General features: G+C 48.5%; 20 protein-coding genes and 1 pseudogene. 20 read left to right on the forward strand and 1 reads right to left on the reverse strand.

What is annotated here, in order from left to right:
• The first annotated feature begins 291 nt into the window (after positions 1-291).
• From ABEA66_RS36465 to ABEA66_RS32830, 18 genes are all read left to right on the forward strand, one after another.
• The gene (locus ABEA66_RS36465) at positions 292-621 is read left to right on the forward strand and encodes a group II intron maturase-specific domain-containing protein (protein ID WP_377768346.1); all 330 of its coding nucleotides are present in this window, start codon (positions 292-294) and stop codon (positions 619-621) included.
• A gap of 195 nt (positions 622-816) precedes the next feature.
• On the forward strand, positions 817-1,605 hold the full coding sequence (locus ABEA66_RS32750) for a GNAT family N-acetyltransferase (RefSeq protein WP_345594224.1): 789 nt from the start codon (positions 817-819) through the stop codon (positions 1,603-1,605).
• A 45-nt stretch (positions 1,606-1,650) separates the two neighbouring features.
• Positions 1,651-2,625 (forward strand): lysophospholipid acyltransferase family protein, encoded by a 975-nt coding sequence (locus tag ABEA66_RS32755; protein ID WP_345594226.1) that lies wholly within the window; start codon positions 1,651-1,653, stop codon positions 2,623-2,625.
• A 99-nt stretch (positions 2,626-2,724) separates the two neighbouring features.
• A complete protein-coding gene (locus tag ABEA66_RS32760) occupies positions 2,725-3,693 on the forward strand; it encodes a metal-dependent hydrolase (protein ID WP_345594228.1) in 969 nt (322 codons plus the stop codon).
• A gap of 193 nt (positions 3,694-3,886) precedes the next feature.
• Positions 3,887-4,123 carry a hypothetical protein gene (locus tag ABEA66_RS32765; RefSeq protein ID WP_225947991.1) on the forward strand — a complete coding sequence of 79 codons (237 nt, stop codon included), beginning with the start codon at positions 3,887-3,889 and terminating at the stop codon, positions 4,121-4,123.
• 532 nt (positions 4,124-4,655) lie between these two features.
• Entirely contained in the window at positions 4,656-5,978 is a 1,323-nt protein-coding gene (locus ABEA66_RS32770) for an ABC transporter substrate-binding protein (protein ID WP_345594230.1), read from the forward strand.
• Between the two features lie 120 nt (positions 5,979-6,098).
• Positions 6,099-8,345 (forward strand): DEAD/DEAH box helicase, encoded by a 2,247-nt coding sequence (locus ABEA66_RS32775; protein ID WP_345594245.1) that lies wholly within the window; start codon positions 6,099-6,101, stop codon positions 8,343-8,345.
• Between the two features lie 103 nt (positions 8,346-8,448).
• Positions 8,449-9,891: a ribonuclease H-like domain-containing protein gene (locus tag ABEA66_RS32780; protein WP_079909103.1), complete on the forward strand. Its 1,443-nt coding sequence runs from the start codon at positions 8,449-8,451 to the stop codon at positions 9,889-9,891.
• A 127-nt stretch (positions 9,892-10,018) separates the two neighbouring features.
• Positions 10,019-10,828 carry an Fpg/Nei family DNA glycosylase gene (locus tag ABEA66_RS32785; protein ID WP_345594233.1) on the forward strand — a complete coding sequence of 270 codons (810 nt, stop codon included), beginning with the start codon at positions 10,019-10,021 and terminating at the stop codon, positions 10,826-10,828.
• Between the two features lie 10 nt (positions 10,829-10,838).
• A complete protein-coding gene (locus ABEA66_RS32790) occupies positions 10,839-11,678 on the forward strand; it encodes a deoxyribonuclease IV (RefSeq protein ID WP_345594234.1) in 840 nt (279 codons plus the stop codon).
• Positions 11,679-11,803: 125 nt separating this feature from the next.
• Entirely contained in the window at positions 11,804-12,130 is a 327-nt protein-coding gene (locus ABEA66_RS32795; RefSeq protein ID WP_225947993.1) for a cyclic-phosphate processing receiver domain-containing protein, read from the forward strand.
• Positions 12,131-12,142: 12 nt separating this feature from the next.
• Positions 12,143-12,913 (forward strand): ABC transporter ATP-binding protein, encoded by a 771-nt coding sequence (locus ABEA66_RS32800; RefSeq protein ID WP_179135897.1) that lies wholly within the window; start codon positions 12,143-12,145, stop codon positions 12,911-12,913.
• Positions 12,913-13,947, forward strand: a complete 1,035-nt coding sequence (locus ABEA66_RS32805; RefSeq protein WP_345594236.1) for a 23S rRNA (cytidine(2498)-2'-O)-methyltransferase RlmM — start codon at positions 12,913-12,915, stop codon at positions 13,945-13,947. The genes ABEA66_RS32800 and ABEA66_RS32805 overlap by 1 nt, the downstream gene beginning before the upstream one ends.
• Positions 13,948-13,976: 29 nt before the next feature.
• Positions 13,977-14,606 (forward strand): class I SAM-dependent methyltransferase, encoded by a 630-nt coding sequence (locus ABEA66_RS32810; RefSeq protein WP_345594237.1) that lies wholly within the window; start codon positions 13,977-13,979, stop codon positions 14,604-14,606.
• A gap of 30 nt (positions 14,607-14,636) precedes the next feature.
• Entirely contained in the window at positions 14,637-15,827 is a 1,191-nt protein-coding gene (locus tag ABEA66_RS32815; protein WP_345594238.1) for a C40 family peptidase, read from the forward strand.
• Positions 15,828-15,949: 122 nt separating this feature from the next.
• Positions 15,950-16,690 (forward strand): MBL fold metallo-hydrolase, encoded by a 741-nt coding sequence (locus ABEA66_RS32820; protein ID WP_079909110.1) that lies wholly within the window; start codon positions 15,950-15,952, stop codon positions 16,688-16,690.
• Between the two features lie 11 nt (positions 16,691-16,701).
• Positions 16,702-16,959: a hypothetical protein gene (locus tag ABEA66_RS32825; RefSeq protein WP_079909111.1), complete on the forward strand. Its 258-nt coding sequence runs from the start codon at positions 16,702-16,704 to the stop codon at positions 16,957-16,959.
• Positions 16,960-16,996: 37 nt separating this feature from the next.
• Positions 16,997-17,290, forward strand: a complete 294-nt coding sequence (locus tag ABEA66_RS32830) for a hypothetical protein (protein WP_345594241.1) — start codon at positions 16,997-16,999, stop codon at positions 17,288-17,290.
• Between the two features lie 20 nt (positions 17,291-17,310).
• Here the strand turns inward: ABEA66_RS32830 and ABEA66_RS32835 are convergent, their stop codons facing one another.
• Positions 17,311-17,733, reverse strand: a complete 423-nt coding sequence (locus ABEA66_RS32835) for a hypothetical protein (RefSeq protein ID WP_079909113.1) — start codon at positions 17,731-17,733, stop codon at positions 17,311-17,313.
• A 381-nt stretch (positions 17,734-18,114) separates the two neighbouring features.
• Between ABEA66_RS32835 and ABEA66_RS32840 the strand changes: the two genes are divergently transcribed.
• Positions 18,115-19,245: a P-loop NTPase family protein gene (locus ABEA66_RS32840; RefSeq protein WP_345594243.1), complete on the forward strand. Its 1,131-nt coding sequence runs from the start codon at positions 18,115-18,117 to the stop codon at positions 19,243-19,245.
• Positions 19,235-20,098: pseudogene (locus ABEA66_RS32845) on the forward strand (TadA family conjugal transfer-associated ATPase); the annotation flags it as partial. The gene ABEA66_RS32840 and the pseudogene ABEA66_RS32845, both read left to right, overlap by 11 nt.
• Positions 20,099-20,160 lie beyond the last annotated feature (62 nt).

Raw genomic sequence — 20,160 nt, forward strand, 5'->3', positions numbered from 1 at the left:
CATACCTAAATGCCGGTGTCATGGTAGACGGAATGAAACAGGAGACAGTAGAGGGAACTCCTCAAGGAGGCGGGAGAACGGGTAATGGAGTCTGTGATTCGTTTCGTAGAGGGGAAGCTTAGACTGAAAGTGAATAGGGACAAAAGTGCGGTAGACCGCCCTTGGAAACGGAAGTTTCTTGGCTTTAGCTTCATAAGAAACCGAGAAACAACCATTCGCATTGCACCCAAGAAACTGGAACAACTCAAAGAACGCGTACGTGAGATCACCTCGAGAACGAGAGGAATCTCCATGGAGCGCCGCATAAAGGAGCTTAATCGCTACCTAATGGGGTGGATTGGCTATTTTCGCCTGGCATCCGTAAAGACACATTGCGAACGGTTGGACGAATGGATACGTCGGAGACTTCGAATGTGTCTGTGGAAGCAATGGAAGTTGCCGAAATCCCGGCTCCGAAACCTACGTGCTCTAGGGGTTCCTGAATGGGCGGCCAGGATGATGGCAAATTCCCGACGAGGATGCTGGGAAATGTCCCGCAGCATAAATAACGCCCTTAATCGCTCCTACTGGAACAACCAAGGGCTAATGAGTCTAACTTCTCGCTATCTTGAAATTCGTTAACCTTTAGGAACCGCCGTATGCGGACCCGCATGTACGGTGGTGTGAGAGGTCGAGGGCTAGGCGCCCTCACCTACTCGATTTGGAGAAAGGCGTCATCCTTACAAAACATTAACAACACGCAAACGCCCGTTTAATAATCGTTTGTTACGCTTACTACGTAGTCCATTCCACTTTCCTGAGAAAGGCGTGTTGTCCATGGTACAAACGGCTGCTCAAATCAGCCCTCAGTCTTCAAACTTGTCCGTCAAACTGGCTACCCATTCTGATGAATTGGAGCAGGCTTCGCGTTTAAGGTATCAAGTTTTTGTTGAAGAGGAAAAGAACATGCGGTTGTTGAACGACACCGGCTTGGAACAGGATGAATACGACACGTATTGCGATCATTTGATTGTTAAAGATATGGATTTGGATCAGGTTGTCGGGACGTACCGGCTGCTTCCGGGAGAACGCGCACTGACCGCCAATGGCTTTTACTCGGAAACAGAATTCGATTTGTCCTTATTTCAGGAGCATAAGGCCCGCTCATTGGAGCTTGGGCGCAGCTGCATTGATCCGGCTTACCGCGGCGGCAAAGCGATCCAAATGCTGTGGGAGGGCATAGCACGATATATTGCAGACCGTGATATTCAGTATTTAATCGGGTGTGCCAGCGTTCACCTGCATTCCTTGGAGGAGCTTAACTTGATCTACAGCATGCTAAGAAATAAACAAGTGATCACAGACCGATTCGGCATCCGGCCCTTGCCAACACACCGGATTCAGGGCCTGGAATGCTCGGAATATGAACTGACCGACAAGGAATTGTTTCGCAGGCTGCCGCCTTTGATGAAGGGATATCAGTGGCTGGGTGCGGAAATCGGCGGGGATCCGGCGTATGATGAGCTGTTTGACACAGTCGATTTTTTCATAGTGTTGGAAAAAGACCGCGTGACTCGCAAGTACCGGAAGCATTTCTCGCTGGACGGAAATACATCGGGGGAGTAAGCGCCCACAACACCTTCATTCAGGGAACGATTTGGAGGGAGATCATTGTACGAGTGGATCGGAATCATAACGAAACATCGCCGATTGTGGGCAAAAGTAGCTTGGGGATGCTCTTTGTTCCCGAACACTATACTGCTGCTTTTGTGCAAATGTCTTGGAGACGTATGGTATGCGCTATCCCGTAAGGGTCTTGCAGTCCGGGTGCAAAGCAATATGCAAGATTTGCTGAACGAACGTTCCGGAAAGAGATTGCGGGGGTACTGCAGGTCTTATTTTCATAATCTTGTCATCACGATGTTTGAGCTTTGGATAGAGTCGTACCGATTGGAAAAAATGGCGGGTCAACGATTTCAGGCGGAAGGGGAAGAGCATCTGGAAGAAGCCTTATTATTAGGCCGTGGAGCTATTGTGTATACGCCTCATGTAGGCAACTTCTTTTATTACTATTGGTATCTATGCCAAAAGTACCCTTGTCTTACTATCGTCACGAGCGGCAGCGAGGAGCTTCAGCCGATGTACCATCGTTTCCGCGATATGGGGTGTGCCGGACTCGATTATGACGCTACCCCGCCGTTAGAGCTGATTCGCAAGCTTCGCCATCATTTGGCTGCTAATGGGGTCGTGTTCCTATTGGGCGATTTTTACCGGCCGACCTTCCCGCTATCGCGCTTTTTTGGCAAAAGCACAAGAACCCCCGAAGGGGCCGCGTCGCTCGGGATCGATTATCAGGTGCCTATCATTCCGTTTCATGGTAGACGAATCCGCCGATTTGTTCATAAGCTGACCTTTGAACAGCCGCTCCATCTGTATGCCAGTTATCAGCGGACGCAAAGAGCGGAGGCGACGAAGGTACTGAATCGCTATATGGAACGGGTCATCCGCGAGGCTCCGGAGCATTGGTTTTACTGGTTCAACGCCGAGGAACGGTGGGAAGAGGGAAGTCGTCATGCAGCGGAGCACAACACCCTATCTATGGATACTTCTGATGAGAAGAATAGCCACACATCCTATTCTGCTTGAGGCCGGCAAGTACCTTGAGCCAAGAGCCATCATGCTTCGCCGATAGGCAATAATCAAAGAAAGAAGGTTGAGCTTCAGGCATTCCTGTAGGAGGTGCGCATGGACACAGCGAGTCATCTATTGTTCGGGGCAACGTTAGGAGGGCTGGCGCTCCTGGATCCTGTCGTTGTACAACAGCCTGTTCTTGCTCATGCTATTATGACGGTCACGCTAATAGGGTCGCATGCCCCGGATTTCGATTCGATTGCAAGGCTTAAAAGCTATACGGCCTACATTCGAACGCATCGCGGCATTACGCATTCCCTGCCCGCTCTGTTTATTTGGCCTCTGCTTTTGTCTGTACCTATAGCAAGCTATTTTCATGTCTGGACTTATGTTCCTTTACTATTTAGTTGGGCGATGGCAGCTGTAGTATTTCACGTTCTTTTAGATTGGTTCAATGTATATGGGGTCCAGTGCTTCCGGCCGTTGTCGAATAAATGGAAACATTTGGATGTTCTATCCTTGTTTGAGCCCTTTCTCTTTGTGATCCATAGCGCGGGAATGATTATATGGTCCGTCACTGGAACGACAGGCGAGACGGGATGGATATTTCTCGGGATATATATCATCACTTTCATGTATATCTTGATGCGGGCTTATCAGCATGGCAGGGCCGTCCGGCAAGCCGAACAGATTCTGGGGGAAAGAGGGGCTTGTCAGGTTTTTCCTACCTGGAGATGGAGCCGGTGGCAAATCGTTACGGAAACGAAGGAGCATTTTTTTACGGGAGTATTGGAGCGGGGGGTTCTTGACATTCATGACATTTATGAGAAAAAACCCTCGGACTCTATCGTGCAAGCAACACTTGCGGCTGACGGGGTTCAAGCGTTTCTATATTTTGCTCAAAGGGTTCTTGTCCGCTGCAAAGAGGAAAACGACGGCTATCTCGTCGAATGGCGGGATGTCCGGTTCTGGTACAATCACAAGCTTCCGTTCGGAGTCGACGTGCAGCTGGACCGCAACCTTAATGTGGTGAACCACACCCTGGGCTGGAGGAAAAGGGTATGGGATCCGCCATACGTGTGAGAAGGCCTGAGAAGGCCTTTTTTCGCGGCTAAGCATGTTGGTAATTGATAGTGTGAGATCTGCATTTCCCGGGTCATGATAGAGAGGCGGCTCGCGGCAAAATGGTATAGAGCTTGAAGAGCATTGATTCGAATTCTTCTGCTAAAAATGGAATGAAGATCCTCTTATTGGGGAACAATAGAGGAAGTGAAAAATGATAGTCGAGAGGGTGGACGCTATGGATTTTACAAGTCACGATATAGCCATTATCGAACAAGCGTTGCAACGGGCGATCAGCTCGGAACCAAAAGGCTCGAAGGTCAATCACTACCGGGAAGTGTTAAGCAAGCTGCAAAACAAGGCGGAAGCCGCCATGAGCATGCCAGGCAAGCAAACGATGGAGCATGACGGTTTGAGGTATGACTACGACGATTCGTCGGATCTACTCTAAAACTTTTCCCGGGAAAGCGCAGGAAACGACATAATATTCAGAAAATTTAAACTTTACTTACACCATACTTCGACTGCTTTCCGGGAGTTACGGCTTCAAATAACATCAAATTAGTACGGTATAACGATGATCTGTCGAAATCATGAACCCTGACGGTACTTACTGTGAGGGTTATTTTATTGGAACACAGAACCAGGATTCAGTCCTTGAAGCATTTGCGGGAAAAAGAATCGTCCAAGAAATCAACGGGAGAAAAGCCTTGACAATTAATTAGCGAGGAACTATAGTTATTAAAAAATAAGTTGAATAAGTACGGCGAAGGATTGAGTCTCGGAGAAAACCTTATCCGTAAACATGCCCATCATGGTTGGTGGCGTTGTTTACTATGATAAGGTTTTTTTATCTTTTGATACTGCCGGGAGGACTGGAAAGCGACTGTCGAACCGTGAGTTTAGCAACTGGTATCATCTTTGGTATAAGGCTTTGATAAAGAATGTAAGCGTAAACATCTATGCTCAAGGGGGAGAATTGTATGATCAAATCGCTGAAAAAAGTCACTTTGTTAAGTCTTATCGCTATGATGGCATTAACCGGCTGTACATCGGACAGCAAGCCTGCGGCGGAATCGAAGCCGGAGGAAGCCGAATTTAAAGTGTCGACAGAGCCCGTTACACTAAAGTTCTATGTCAATGTAACCCGGTTATCGCCGCCTGAGTACAACAAGTTCTTTGTAGAGCCGCTCCAAAAGAAGTATCCGCACATTACGCTGGAGAAGCTGGAAGGGGATCTGGAAAAGCTAATTCTTGCCGGTGAGACACCGGACCTTATTTTGTCCGATAATGACTGGCATATGCCGCTCGTTGCCTTGGATCTGCCGGCAGATTTAACGGATTTGGTCAAAAAATCCAAGCTGGACCTCGGCAAGTTTGTCCCGGAAACGGTTCAGGCTATCCGGAACCTGGACCCCAACGGGAAGGAGCTGCAGGGAATTCCTTTCAGCCGGAATACGGGAGTATTATTTTACAACAAAGATATTTTTGATAAGTTCGGTGTTCCTTATCCGAAGGACGGCATGCTCTGGAGCGATGTGCTGGAGCTGTCCCGCAAGTTAACGAGAAAGGAGGAAGGGGTTCAATATATCGGCTTCGACCCGCGTTTTCCCGATCATATGATCAGCCAGTACTCACAGCCGTTTGTTGACCCTAAAACGAATAAGGCACTAATCGATATCCCTCTGTACCATAAGATTCTTGAAGTGTTCCGCGCGAATTATGAGCTGCCCGGCGTTGTCGACGGGAAATCGTATGCCTATGCGACCGGTACGTTTATCAAAGAGAAAAGGTTGGCCATGATGCCGGAGTGGGCTTCGAAAATCATCAGTGACCTTCTTCAAGCCGAGGAAGACGGTCAGGCTCCGAATTGGGATATGGTGACGAATCCCACCTTCGATGATCAAGTAGGCAAGGGACGTCATGCGCTGACGGATATGCTCGTTATTACGAAAGGCAGCAAGCATAAGGAGCAAGCGATGCAGGTCATCGACCTGCTTACTTCTTCGGAGATACAGATGCTGGTTAGCAAGTATTCGCGGATAACCGTTCTGAATGACCCGGAAATCATCAAAGCCTTTGGCACGGAGAACCCGTCGCTAAAAACGAAAAATACGGCGGCCATATTTAAATATCCGCCGGCTCTTACGCCGACACCGAATAAATACGACAAAGAAGTTCAAACGTTAATTCGTGATATGCGTCAACCCATTGCTCTTGAGAAAAAGGATATCAACACAGTGCTTAGAGAAACGCAGGAAGCGGCCGACAAAAAAATCGCTGATTTGATGAAGCAGCAAAAATAAGAGCCTATCCGAAACATTGACCCTGATATTATAAGGCCCCGAACTAGGGGCTTTTTTATTTTGCCTACGGGCGTTATAATAAGGGGAACAGTCGTTCTGATGAGGTGTGATGAAAGCATGATTCGAAAGAAGTCGCTGTCAGACTTAACTCAAGTATTCAAAGCAAGTGAAAATATAGTGAACTGGCATACATTTGAACCGCAAGAAGCAAAGACGAGACCTATTCCCGAAAGCGTAGACCCGAGATTAAAAGCGGCGCTGAGTAAGAGAGGCATTGGCCAATTATATACTCACCAATTCACAGCCTATGAAACGATTCGTAAGGGCGAAAATATCGTAGCTGTAACCCCGACCGCTTCGGGAAAGACCTTATGCTACAACCTTCCGGTATTACAGGCAATTGCCGAAGACGATGGCAGCCGTGCCCTGTATTTGTTCCCGACGAAGGCTCTGGCGCAAGATCAGAAAAGTGAATTGAACGAGATTATTGATGAAATGGGAATCGACATAAAAAGCTTTACCTACGACGGCGACACTTCCCCGGCTGTCCGGCAAATTGTGAAGCAAGTCGGTCATATCGTCATTACGAACCCGGACATGCTGCATGCGGCAATTCTTCCGCACCATACCAAATGGGTAAGCTTGTTCAGCAACCTGAAATACATTGTCATAGATGAACTGCATACATACCGGGGTGTCTTCGGCAGCCATGTAGCGAATGTGATTCGAAGGCTCAAACGAATCTGCAAATTTTACGGCAGCAATCCCTTATTTATTTGCACGTCCGCGACCATCGCGAACCCGAAGGAATTAGCAGAGCAGCTGACGGGGAACCCTATGCGGCTTATTGACGATAACGGTGCGCCCAAGGGAAAAAGACACTTTGTATTTTATAACCCGCCTGTCACCAATAAAGCACTTAACCTTCGAAAAAGTGCAACGGTAGAGGTCAACCATTTGGCCAGGGAGTTTTTAGCGAATAAAATACAGACGATTGTTTTCGCCCGAAGCCGGGTGCGGGTGGAAATTATATTAAGCCATCTGCAGGAGCTGGTAAAAAACGAGATCAGCGCAAAATCCATAAGAGGATACCGGGGCGGTTATTTGCCGAAGCAGCGGAGGGAAATCGAGAAGGGATTAAGGAACGGGGAAATCCTCGGCGTGGTAAGCACCAACGCGTTAGAGCTGGGTGTAGACATTGGGCAGCTGCAGGTTTGCATTATGACGGGATATCCCGGAAGCGTCGCAAGTACATGGCAGCAAGCAGGCCGTGCCGGAAGACGGCATGGGGAGTCGCTCGTCATCATGGTAGCGAGTAACACGCCAATTGATCAGTACATTGTGCAAAATCCGGAATATTTTTTCGACCGGTCCCCGGAATCTGCGAGGATTAACCCGGAAAATCTCATTATTTTGGTAGATCATCTGAGATGTGCGGCGTATGAGCTTCCATTTAAGAAAGGCGAAGAATTCGGGCCTTTAGAAATCGAAGAGCTTTTGGAATATCTGGTTGATGAAAGAGTGCTGCATTATTCGGGAGATACGTTTTACTGGGCGAATCAGTCGTTTCCCGCAAGTGAGGTAAGTCTGCGTTCGGCTGCGCAGGAAAACGTCGTAATAGTGGATCAATCTGACACGGCGAACGTGAAAATCATCGGGGAAATGGATCGCTTTAGCGCCATGACTCTTTTGCATGATGAGGCTATTTATTTGCATGAAGGTGTACAGTATCAGGTCGAAAAGCTGGACTGGGACCATAAAAAGGCTTATGTGAGGGAAGTTGATGTGGAGTATTACACGGATGCAAACCTGGCAGTGCAGCTCAAGGTATTAGAGATCGATAGAACGGAAAGTAGGGGAGCTGCGGCGGTTAACTTCGGGGATGTTGTCGTGAACGCCATGCCGACGATTTTTAAGAAAATCAAATTAACCACGTTCGAAAATATCGGGTATGGCCCCATTAACTTGCCCGAAGAAGAACTGCATACCAGTGCTACTTGGATAGAATTGAACAAAGTGGATGAGAGCATAGGAACGAAAACGCTGGAGCAGCTGCTTTTGGGGATATCGAATGTGTTAAGACATATCGTTCCCATCCATGTCATGTGCGACCGAAGCGACATTCACGTCATTTCACAGATTCGGGCCGCGCATACGCAGCTGCCTACGATTTTCATTTATGACCATTATCCGGGCGGAATCGGATTGGCCGAGGACGTTTATAAGCGGATAGACGAGATCAAAAGTGCCGCAAGAAACTTGATTCGAAAATGCCCTTGTACCGACGGCTGCCCTTCCTGCATCGGTACGGAAGTAGAAGGGATGAACGCAAAACATATGAGCATTCGGCTATTGGAGCAAATATGAAGCATCGAGGGTGTATGATATCTAACGGCCTTGTACATATGGCGGCGGGATTAACAGGAGAAAAGCTGTTGTTGAAACTGCTTGAACAACGGGAGGTGCAGCAATGAGCAGCTTGCGCGAACGTCTTCTAAGGCATAAGAAGCAGGAAGCGGGTACAGTGAAGCAGGCAGCCGTTCCAGATGAGGCAGCGGATTCGACCGCGAGTAGTGAGTGGAATATCGTGGAAGCACGGATGGCTCATAACGAATGGGGATCGTTCGTACTGCGCCGCCGCGTGTATGAGAGCTCCTTCAAGCACGGGTGTTACGCCTTGGGGGATTTGGTCGGGCAATCGGATTCGTTAATGACCATCCTGTTAAAGGGCGATCTCGATGCTCAGGAGAGCAGCCTGCCGTATAACAAGCTGTTGTATCTGGATACGGAGACTACGGGACTTGGAATTGGGGCGGGGAACATTCCCTTCATGATCGGTATCGGATTCTATGAGGGCGATCAATTTGTCGTGGAGCAAATGTTCATTCGGAATCCCGCAGAAGAATTGGCCATGCTTCATCATCTGCAGGAGAAGCTCGTGGCCTACCCTTATCTGGTTTCATACAACGGCAAATCCTTCGATTGGCCGCTTATTAAGAACAGATATATTATGAACAGGATGCCTTCAGAGCCGGATATTGCGGGCCATTTGGATTTTCTCTACCCGTCGCGAAGTCTTTGGAAGCATACGCTTCCGTCCTGCCGGCTAGGGAAGGTAGAGGAGGAGCGGCTGCAAGTAATACGCCATGAGGATGTTCCCGGTTCTCTAGCTCCAGCGTTATATTTTCAGTATTTATCAGAGAACGATGTTTCTATTGTAAAAGGGGTTTTCATTCACAATGAGCTCGATATTTTATCGTTAGCCGGGCTCTCGGTGCATTTCTCCCGGGTTATACAGGGCAAGATCGATTGGACCCTTATGGGGCTTGAGGAACAATACAGGTTAGGTTTGTGGCTTCATAAGCTGGGGCTGGAATGGCGTGCGGAGCAGATCTTCGACCACTTAAGTGAACGGCTGTTCCAAGCGGATACGGAAGAGACGCAGGATGATTATTTGCTGCCGCTCGCCCAGGTGTTTAAGCAGCAGCACCGCTACGAAGCCGCTTGCCGGCTGTGGGCGGCGTATATTGAACGTAAAGGGCATCGCAGCCTGGCATCCCTGGAGCCGTACATTGAGTTATCTATGCACTATGAGCATAGGGAAAAGCACCTGCCGCGGGCTCTTATGTATGCGGAACAAGCGCTGGATAAAGCTTGGCAGCGTGATTCGTTAAGAAGGCCGCAGCGTACAGTCACTAGCCCGCGGCGGGGAAGCAAGGGGCTATCCGCCGAAGAACGCAAGCAGCAGTCCGAAATAGCCGACCTGGAAAAACGAATTGCAAGACTTCGCAGCAAAGCGGTAAGGATGAAAGGTTCGGACGGAACTGGAGCTATATCCAACGCTGCCTCCGCCAAAAGGCGCCGAAAGGCCGCCGTCGGGAATCAGGAATGGACTATGGACAGCTTGATCTAAAAAACAAAGCTGGAAATCGGCAATAAACCTAAGAAAGAGCGGCAGCAAGAGCATAAATCGTCCTCTTAATGGAAATATTTGAATGCAACTGCACTGACGGTTCCATTAAGAACATGGAGGTTATACGATGCCCGAGCTGCCGGAAATGGAAAATTACAGGCTGCTGTTAAATCAAAGATTAATTGGCAGGATCATTACGGATGTTCAAGTGGAACGAGAGAAATCTATCAATGTTCCCGTTCCCGTATTTCAACGCGCACTGATCGGAGCTTCGATCAGAGAAATCGAGCGCAGAGCGAAGCATTTGCTGTTCCACCTAAGCACTTCTAATGTGCTTGTTCTTCATCTAATGCTTGGAGGGATGATGTTTTACGGTACGGAGGAGGAAAAGCCGGATCGGACCGTGCAAGTAACGTTAAGCTTCGGTGCTATGCATTTGTACTTCATTGGTCTGCGATTAGGGTATTTGCATTACCATTCATTGGATGAGGTAGACCGGCTGCTCCAGAAGCTCGGACCGGAGCCTCTGAACGCCGAATTTACGCAGGAACGATTCGCTCAGCTGATGCGGAAGCAGAGAGGGACTTTAAAATCCGTACTGGTAGACCAAGGAGTTATAGCGGGTATCGGCAATTGTTATTCGGACGAAATTTGCTTTGAAGCGGGACTTCTCCCCTCCAGACGGAGCCAGCAGCTCTTGGATAACGAGATGGACCGATTATACCACTCCATGAGGGGAGTCCTTGCTGAAGCGACTCGCAACGGCGGTTATATGGAAATGCCGTTGTTTGCGGAGGACCGGTTGACCGGCGGGCATGATAGGCAGTGTAAAGTGTATGACCGGGAAGGAGAGCCTTGTGCTCGATGCGGCAGGCCTTTGGTGCGTCAGGATGTTTCCTCGAAAAAATCGTTTTGCTGCCTGCATTGTCAGCATTAGGGGGTACGGAATGAACATAGGATGCCATATCAGCATAAGACACGGTTTTTTGGAAGCGGCCAAAACGGCCTTAAAGCTGGAGGCGACAGCTTATCAATATTTTCCGAAAAATCCGCGAAGCCTGACGGTGAAGCAATGGAACGCTAAGGATGCGGAAGCCTGTGCGCGTTTTTGCCGGGAGAACGGGATTTATTCCATCGCGCATTCCCCTTATCCGACGAATCTGGCTGTAGATGATCCAGGGCTGCATACGGCTACGGTGCAGTCGCTGCGCAACGATTTGCAAATAGCCGAAGCGTGCGGATCCGTTGGTGTCGTTGTCCATTTTGGCAAATATAAGGGAACGGACCCGTTACAAGGCTACAAAAATATTATACAATGTCTACATGATGTGCTTTTCGACTGGGAAGGACGAGCTAAGCTGCTAATCGAGAATCAGGCAGGCGACGGATCCTTGATGGGAACGACACTGGAGGAGCTTGTGCAAATTCGCACATTGAGCGCCTTTAAGGAGCATATCGGCTTTTGTTTTGATACGTGCCACGCCTTTGCAAGCGGATTATGGCCTATAGGCCATGAGGGATGGAGTCAGCTGAAGGACCAGGCCGTCCGTTTGGGATATTTTGATCATTTGCTGGCTGTTCATCTAAATGATTCCGTGTATGAAGGCGGGCAGTTCAGGGACAGGCACGCTATGATCGGCAAAGGGTACATTGGAGAGCAGCGGTTTCGTGAGTTTCTGCAAACGATAGACGGGTTTGACCTTCCGGCTATATTGGAAACGCCTGTTCTTCGAGGGCATACCCATGCCGGGGAGATTCGTCTGGTACGCCAGCTGGCCTCAAACTAGCACGGTTTCGCAAGAGGGTGGCTTCCCTTACTACATATTCTATTTGTCAATACATAGTTGTTGTTCTCGTCAAGGGATCTGTGCTTTCCTTTCTAAGGAGATGATCAATTATCATTAATGTATTTATGGATGATCTGAGGGCTTGTCCCGAAGGATTTGTACTGGCTCGTAACTCAGAGGAGTGCAGACTTCTTCTGGATGAGTGTGACATTAACGTGCTTTCGCTGGATTTTGATTTGGGGTGGGATCAGCCGACAGGAATGGATGTGGTTCTGTATATGATCTCGGCGAATCGTTATCCCCGGGAGATCTATCTTCACAGCTCCAGCATCGTGGGCAGAAAACAGATGTACGAGCTGTTATACCAGAACAAGCCGGAAAACGTAAAATTGGCTAGCGGTCCCGTACCGTACGAAATGCTGCTCCACATCGCTAAAACTAGACAAGAATAGGTTGTGATTGTTATGCAAATCATTTCTTTGGAAAACATTCATTTTATCCGTGAAGAGCGGGCGATATTATCTGAAGTCGGTATTCAGATTGAACAAGGACAGCACTGGGTCATTCTTGGGAAAAACGGATCAGGCAAGACGACCATCCTGGAGCTGATCAACGGATATCAGTTCCCGAGCAGCGGGCAGGTTCGCGTGTTAGATCATATTTACGGCCAATGCGACGTTCGTGAGGTGCGCAAGCAAATCGGCTATATCAGCCAATCATTGTACGAAAAGCTGAATCCCGGCGATCCGGTCTGGGAAGTTATCGCTACCGGTGAATACGGGTTTTTGCGTTTTTATGAAGAGATTCCTGCGGAAGTACGCGGGAAAGCGTTGGAAATGCTGGAGGAGGTAGGCTTGAGGCATCTTGCGGATCAGCCCCTGGGCACTCTCTCCCAAGGCGAGCGGAAGAAGATAATGCTGGCCCGCGCCTTAATGACCAGTCCTAAGATTCTTATTATGGACGAGCCTTGCTCCGGACTCGACTTGTACGAACGGGAGCGGCTGCTGGAGACCATTAACCGTCTCGGCAAGCAGCAAATTACAGTAGTATACGTGACGCATCATATCGAAGAAATTATGCCTATGTTTTCTCATGTAGCTTTGATTGATCAAGGCAAAATAATCGCGTCGGGTCCGAAGGAGGAGGTTCTTAACGAGGAGAATCTTCTAAAGACCTTCCAGGTTCCCGTAGCGATGGAATGGTTTCAAGGACGTCCTTGGATTAAGGTGCTATAATGACAGAACAAACCCATTCAAGCAGTATGTTTATAGGAACGTCAAATCATGGCTTCGGCCAGCACGCGCAAGAAGAAATCAGACGATTATTTGAAACGCAAGTCCAGTTTCGTCATATTATACCTGCTGAGGTCTTTACATTTACGATTCAGGAAGACAAAGCGTCCGTCATCGAGAAACTGATCCATCATGAGCCTATGTTTTTGAGACATATGCAGCCGGTTGATGCCGTGCTGGAATGGGACGGCTCGATGGAGGCGCTGCTTCATCCTATAGCTGAATCCCTTAAGCTGGAGGAAGGCTTAAAAACGGCCGTACAAGTGCGAAAAACAGAGCAGGTGAGCTCGGATGTATCCCTCGGGGATTATAAGCGGGCTATTGACGAGGTTTTGGAGAAGGAATATTCCACTATTCCGGTTGTTAAAGACGCGGATGTGATCGTTTCGGTCTTTTTGACTGCGGACAAAGCCTACTTGGGTGTTTCCAAGCCCGAGCATAACTTGAGCGATTGGTCCGGAGGAGCAATCCGCTTCCGCAAGGAAGAAGGTCAAGTGTCCAGAGCCAAGTTCAAGCTGCTGGAGGCAGAAAGAGCATTCGGCCTTGATTTTGGGCAGTACCGGTCAGCGCTGGATATCGGAGCGGCACCCGGAGGATGGACCTCATTGCTGCTGGAACGAGGGATGAAGGTGACGGCTGTCGACCCTGCGAAGCTCGACCCGAGCTTACTGCGCAATCCCAAGCTTACTTTTCTTCAGAAAAATGCAGCCGACGTGACCTTCCAGCCGCAATCGTTTGATCTTCTCGTATGCGACATGAGCTGGAGTCCGCGTCAAATGGCCAAATTGGTCAAGGGGCTGCTGTATGCTCTTCAAACAGGCGGCACGGCTATCATTACGGTTAAGTTGATGCATAAGAAGCCATTCCAAACCGTTCGCGAGCTGGTGGAGGATCTTTCTCCCGAGCTGGCTCTTCAAAAAGGGAAGCAGCTATTCCATAATAGGGAAGAATTGACGGTATTCTTTATTAAAGCTTAGTTTTTCGGAGAAAGGGGAGGGTAGCTCTAATGCAGGCGGGGCAACCGTATTGGGATCATATTTTTGCAGAACCGCAAGACAGCAAGCCGGACTATGATGATTGGCTCCTGAAGCATAAGGGATTGTTAGAGGCTTCCCGTGAGATTCCAATACTCGACTTAGGCTGTGGAGCCGGCGGCGATACGTTATGTTTAACCGAGCTTGGCTATCGGGTTATTGCCTGCGATTTCTCCGATGTGGCATTGAGCCGCGTCAAAATGCATATTCCTTCTGCAGAGGTCCGTAAAGTGAATTTGGCAGAGCTTCTGCCCTTCGAGAAGAATAGCGCTCAAGTTATAGTTGCTGATTTGAGTCTTCACTATTTTTCTTGGGAAAAGACAGAAGCCATTTTTAACGAGCTTCAGCGAGTACTTGTCCCGGGCGGTCACTTGCTCTGCAGAGTCAATTCTATTCAGGATGTACATTTCGGCGCAGGCGAAGGCAACGAAATAGAACCTCGCTTTTACGAGCAGAGTGGCCAATTCAAGCGTTTTTTTAACCGGGATGATCTGATTCGTTTGCTGAGCAATTGGCAGCTGGAATTTATACAGGAAGCTACTATGAATCGTTACCATAAACCTAAGAAGTTATGGGAATTTGCTGCCGCTAAGCCAAAATAGAATAGCTGGATGTATAGGGGGGAATTAGCAGTGAGAAGGCTCCTTGTTCCAGTCGGCTTGTTTCTCGTCATTGCTGCTTTGGGATTGCTTTTTCTGCCGCGGGACACGTACAATCCGCAGCGTGTGACCCAACGCGGTTCATCCATGATGCAGATGGAGAATCAAGTCAATGCGCAGGCTGCTGCGTTGATAACGACTCACTGGGAAGGGAATGCCTACGCCATACCGGACGATCCGGAGCTTGAGACAGATTCAAAGGCGCCGCCCTTATGTGAAGGTAGTTCATTAAGTACGCCCCGGCAGGTCGTTGACGTGCCTGTTGCCACCCTGTGGAGTCAACCGAACCAGGCTAGAGCCATGGATCACCCTGCGCTACAAAACCCGGCCCCAATAAAGTCCTGGCTCCGAACGATGAGCATTCCCGATAAGCTGTGGCTCGTGGGGAAGCTTGAAACCCAAGCGCTTTTAGGTACGGAGGTGGCAGTGCTTGGGGAGCAGGGGGATTGGGTGCAGGTGACGGTACCGGATCAAGTTACACCTAAAAATGAGAATGGATATCCCGGGTGGGTTCCCAAGGTACAAATTGCAGAACGGACTATTGCCTATGATGCTTGCCCCGTGGCTGTTGTATCCAAGCCGACCGCATGGCTCTATGAAGATGCTGTAAGTGACTGGCCTACAGAGGAAATCAGCTTTAACACGAAGCTGCCGGTTCTTACGGCAGAGGGCTCCAGGGTTGGTGCAGCAGTTAGAGAAGGAGAAATTCGGTGGGTCGAAAAGGCGGATGTCAAGATCATGGAGCCATCTATGCCGGCTGATCAATTAACCCTGCAAGTCACAGGGGGAGAACTGGTGAACACCGCTAAAGGCTTCCTGGATCTCCCGTATCTTTGGTCTGGAACGTCAGGCTTCGGCTTCGATTGTTCCGGGTTTACTTATGCCATACATCAGTTTCACGGGATTGACATTCCGAGGGATGCCAAGGATCAAGCTAGACAAGGAACGGCAGTGGCTTTGGCTGATATAGAGCCTGGTGATTTGTTGTTCTATGCTAATGATAAAGGAAAAGGAAAGGTTCACCATGTGGCTATGTATATCGATGACGGCAAGATGATTCATTCCCCGAGAACGGAACTAAGCATTGAAATCATTTCTATTCATACACCGTCCTATGCTCAAGAATTTGCCGGAGCCCGCCGTTACACGGCAATATCTATTTAAGCCATGATTGATTCTTACTTTATGACTTACCGCATGAAGCACCACTTCCCAAGACTTGGTCTTGTCAGTGAGTGCTTTTTCCATAGCTTGCTATCAAAAGTGAAATTGTGGGGGGATTGGCTATGCGTTTGACTGTATTGGGGCCATGGGGAGCGTATCCTGCTGCCGGAGAGGCAAGTGCAGGGTATTTAGTGGAGCATCAGGGACATCAGCTTCTGCTCGATTGCGGCAGCGGAGTCCTGTCTGTTGTCCAAAAGCATACACGCCTGCAGGATTTATCCGCTGCCATCATTAGCCATCGGCATCATGATCATATTGCAGATTTAGGATGTTTGCAGTATGCTTGTCTGATTGATTCGGATCTACGTCGCAGGGAGGAACCCTTACCCATTTACATTGCAAGTGATGGTTTGAGCACGAATGAGCCCTACCGATCTATGAAAGGTTCCGAAATCCGGTCAGTATCGGAGCATGACGTGCTGCATCTTCATGGAATGGAGTGCTCCTTTTTCAAAACATTTCACGAGGTTTATTGTTTAGGTATTAAAATAAAAGCCGGCGGCAAAACGATTGTCTACACTGCGGATAGCTGCTTTGACGAATCCTTGATCAGCTTCTGTCAGGGGGCCGATGTGCTTATAGCCGAAACTTCATTCTATGCGGAATTTCAAAATGCCAGGCAGTATGGTCATATGAATACAACGGAAGTAGGCTACTTAGCCAAAATGGCCCGGCCGGGTAAAGTCATACTGACTCATCTTCCGCATTTTGGAAATACAGACCAGCTTGTAGATGAAGTATCGCAGCAGTATGACGGAGAAATTTTCTTAGCCAAATGCGGCTTGAATTTCGAGATTGTGTAAGGAGGACCATTATGAGTGAAGAGCATCAACATCAATATGATGAGCTGCGTGCAGCCATGTATCGCTTGTTCAAGGATGCGGGATATGAAAATATAGATTTATTACGCTGTATCGATGCGCTGGAACGGGAGCAGGAATACCAACAAAAGCTGCAGCTGCTAACCCAAGAGAACCTTCGATTGAAGGAGCAGGTAAAAAGATGGAGGACCGCATCGGTCCTGAAGGAAGGCAGTATGTCCAGCAGGCTGAGGGATGCACTAAGAGAGTAGACTAGAGACGGTAGAAAGAGGAAAGAGGTGACCTTATATGAGCGGCGGTTGGATTGCTGTCATCGTCATTGGTCTCATGATTGTACTCGGAGTCTTGTTCATTGTCTCGCGTAAGCAAACCGCTGCAAAAGCAAAGCCGAAAACGAAGGTTATTCGAATGACGGAGTTCAAAAGACGGGATAAACGCTCATCTGCCCATCTGCAGAAATGCTCCTATTGCAAAAAGAAAACGGACCGATTAACCTTTTATGCCGGTGTTCACGGATCCGCTGTTGGGGTTTGTAAAGAGTGCAGATCCAAGGCTGAAAAACAAGATCTGCTGCCGTTATAATAACGATGGTCTACGGTGCCTCATTGCAATTGTCCAGATTGACTGTTAGAACCGGCTTGCCGGGACATCAGATCCATACTCCAATCTATCATCCCGTTCATCATGCTGAGAACGAGGTTAATAGCATCTTCATCGCTAAGGGGCTGGCTTTTGGTATTATTCGAGATGTACTCTTGCATCTTGGTTTCTAATTGACTGGTCAAATCCTTCAGCTTGGCGAAGTCTTTGGCGATGTCGCTTATGGAATTGGAGCCCGAATTGGAACTGCCGCTGTTTTGCTGCTGCTGCGATTGGCCTCCGCTTGATTGTTGGCCGCCTTGGCCGCTGGAATCGTCCGATTGGCTTTGGAGCAATTCTTTAATTTGCTGAAGTTCGTCGGTTAAGGATTGCTGCTGTTCCGTAATTTGCTCGATTTGCCCCTTCAGTTCACGATTGCTGATCATCACTTGAGCTCCTTCATCGTATTATGAGGTTAGTATATCCATGAGCCGTTAATTTAACCAAATAAGACCATAAGTCCATTCATGAAATAAAAATGACTAAAATAGTTGAAAAAACCATATTTTATGTTATTATATATACAAATACATTACCGCAAGCGGAAGCACCGCTGTTCAAGAGTTTTTTCTTGTTCAGTTGGTGCTTTTTTTGTGCGTTCGTTTTTAGGAGGCGATATGGAAATAACGAATAAAGTCAAAGCAGCCATTGTCGTTGCCATCATTTCGGCAGTTTTGGTGGTAAGCGGAATATTACAGCTCAAGGGGGCGATGTAATTCTCAGCGGACAAGGGACTTGATCAACAGAGGGGGAGGGGCACAACAGAAATGTCCAAAATGAAGCTGGTCGTATTGGATACAGATTCCTATTTTATAGAGCGCATCACAGCATACATCCGTACCTCGGATTTTGCTTCGACGTTTACTGTCTCTGCTTTCACGAATAAAGAACAAGGCTTTGCCTATATCGAACAGGCAAGCGAGCAGTATATTCTGCTTGTCCATGAGAGCTTCATGCCTCTGCCTGAGAGGGTTTTTCAAAGACAGAGCGGCTGCATGCTCATCCTGAGTGACTTTCCTGCTGCCGGGGATATCGTGGAGTACCCGGTCCTGTGCAAGTTTCAGCCCTTAAATCAGCTGCTGGCTCATGTGATTTCTCATTATAACGAGTTCACCTCGAGTCAAATGCTGAAGGGGGACAAGGAGACGCAAGTGGTCTCCATCTATTCCGCTGTAGGCGGGAGCGGGAAAACATTAACCGCCCTGCATCTTGCAAGAGAATTATCGTTGGCGGGAAGAAGGGTGTTTTATCTCAGCTTGGAACAGCTGCCATCGTCCATTTGGGTTGAATCCGATACAGGGGGAGAGGAGGATTCTTCCTTTTCCCGGATGCTTTACTACGGCAAGTCGGACAGCAAGCTGCAAATTGCCAAAGTGGAGCGATATAAGAAAAAGCATAGCATCTGGGGCTTCGACTATTTTCCCGGCAACTGCGAGCCGCTCGAGCTGGCTGAAATGTCAGTAAAAGATACGGAGATGATGGTCAGGGCAGTCCTTGCCTCTGGCGCGTACGATTGTGTGCTGCTTGATTTGGACTCAACCTTGTTCCCGCGTGTCGAGGCTGCGTTGAAGATCAGCGATCATATCTTGTGGCTCATTCAGGATGACTGCATTCAATGGGATAAATGCTCAGTAAGAATGCAGCAGTGGATGGATAGGCAGGAGGAGCCGGCGTGGTCGCATAAATGCAGTCTGATTGTTAATAAATTCAACGGGGCATTGAGCAGCAGCGAGAGGAAGCTGCCTCTTCCGATTTCCGGTTATTTGCCGTACATACCCGAATGGAAGTCCTACGCCCGATTAGACATCGTTCATATACGGGGGACGTTCAGCGAAAGCCTGACCTCACTGGATTGGTTCCGATCAACGGCATTGGGAGGGAAGGCAGATGTGGGCTGACGAGATCGTTATAGAAATGAAGCAAAGAGTTAAAGAAAAGCTGGATTTATCGGTCTCGCTATCTGATGAACAGCTGATGGACCTGATTGAACAGGAAGTGTTTTCCTATTCCTTTGATCAATATTTTACGGCCGGCCAGAAGCATCAGCTTATTATGCGGTTATTTCATTCCTTTCGCGGATTGGATATTTTGCAGCCGCTGGTCGATGACCCGACCGTATCGGAGATCATGATTAACCGGTATGATCAAATTTTTATCGAACAGGATGGCCGAATTAGCTTAACGGAAATGAAGTTCGAAAGCAAGGAGAAGCTGGAGGACGTTATTCAGGCTATCGTGGCGCGCGTGAACCGGGCTGTCAACGAGGCCAATCCCATAGTAGATGCCCGATTGCTGGATGGGTCTAGGGTGAATGTTGTATTGTCTCCTATTGCGCTGGAAGGAGCGGCGATGACCATACGAAAGTTTCCGGAATCGCCGCTGACCTTGGACATGCTAGTAGCCAAAGGATCCTTGACTGATGCTGCAGCTTCTTTCTTGATCCGACTCGTCCGGGCAAAATATAACCTCTTCATTGGCGGCGGAACCGGCTCGGGAAAGACCACCTTTCTCAATGCATTATCACAATACATTCCTGATGACGAGCGGCTGATTACGATCGAGGATTCCGCTGAGCTGCAGATCCGAACGGTACCTAATTTGGTTCGTCTGGAGACTCGAAACGCCAATACCGAAGGCAAGGGAGAAATCACGATCCGTGACTTGATTCGCTCTTCCTTACGGATGAGGCCTAATCGCATCATCGTCGGTGAGGTCAGGGGGGCAGAGGCGTTAGATATGCTGCAGGCGATTTGTAAATAAAGGCAATTGTAATTTACATATCTATTAAGTAGTACATGCTGTATATGCTTAAG

Source organism: Paenibacillus vulneris (assembly GCF_039543185.1).
In the GTDB taxonomy this organism is placed as follows: Bacteria; Bacillota; Bacilli; order Paenibacillales; family NBRC-103111; genus Paenibacillus_S; species Paenibacillus_S vulneris.

Coding starts and splice junctions, on each gene's coding strand:
- ABEA66_RS36465 (WP_377768346.1), top strand. CDS start 292: ATGGAGCGCCGCATAAAGGAGCTTAATCGCTACCTAATGGGGTGGATT.
- ABEA66_RS32750 (WP_345594224.1), top strand. CDS start 817: ATGGTACAAACGGCTGCTCAAATCAGCCCTCAGTCTTCAAACTTGTCC.
- ABEA66_RS32760 (WP_345594228.1), top strand. CDS start 2,725: ATGGACACAGCGAGTCATCTATTGTTCGGGGCAACGTTAGGAGGGCTG.
- ABEA66_RS32765 (WP_225947991.1), top strand. CDS start 3,887: ATGATAGTCGAGAGGGTGGACGCTATGGATTTTACAAGTCACGATATA.
- ABEA66_RS32770 (WP_345594230.1), top strand. CDS start 4,656: ATGATCAAATCGCTGAAAAAAGTCACTTTGTTAAGTCTTATCGCTATG.
- ABEA66_RS32780 (WP_079909103.1), top strand. CDS start 8,449: ATGAGCAGCTTGCGCGAACGTCTTCTAAGGCATAAGAAGCAGGAAGCG.
- ABEA66_RS32785 (WP_345594233.1), top strand. CDS start 10,019: ATGCCCGAGCTGCCGGAAATGGAAAATTACAGGCTGCTGTTAAATCAA.
- ABEA66_RS32790 (WP_345594234.1), top strand. CDS start 10,839: ATGAACATAGGATGCCATATCAGCATAAGACACGGTTTTTTGGAAGCG.
- ABEA66_RS32795 (WP_225947993.1), top strand. CDS start 11,804: ATGGATGATCTGAGGGCTTGTCCCGAAGGATTTGTACTGGCTCGTAAC.
- ABEA66_RS32800 (WP_179135897.1), top strand. CDS start 12,143: ATGCAAATCATTTCTTTGGAAAACATTCATTTTATCCGTGAAGAGCGG.
- ABEA66_RS32805 (WP_345594236.1), top strand. CDS start 12,913: ATGACAGAACAAACCCATTCAAGCAGTATGTTTATAGGAACGTCAAAT.
- ABEA66_RS32810 (WP_345594237.1), top strand. CDS start 13,977: ATGCAGGCGGGGCAACCGTATTGGGATCATATTTTTGCAGAACCGCAA.
- ABEA66_RS32820 (WP_079909110.1), top strand. CDS start 15,950: ATGCGTTTGACTGTATTGGGGCCATGGGGAGCGTATCCTGCTGCCGGA.
- ABEA66_RS32825 (WP_079909111.1), top strand. CDS start 16,702: ATGAGTGAAGAGCATCAACATCAATATGATGAGCTGCGTGCAGCCATG.
- ABEA66_RS32830 (WP_345594241.1), top strand. CDS start 16,997: ATGAGCGGCGGTTGGATTGCTGTCATCGTCATTGGTCTCATGATTGTA.
- ABEA66_RS32835 (WP_079909113.1), bottom strand. CDS start 17,733: ATGATCAGCAATCGTGAACTGAAGGGGCAAATCGAGCAAATTACGGAA.
- ABEA66_RS32840 (WP_345594243.1), top strand. CDS start 18,115: ATGTCCAAAATGAAGCTGGTCGTATTGGATACAGATTCCTATTTTATA.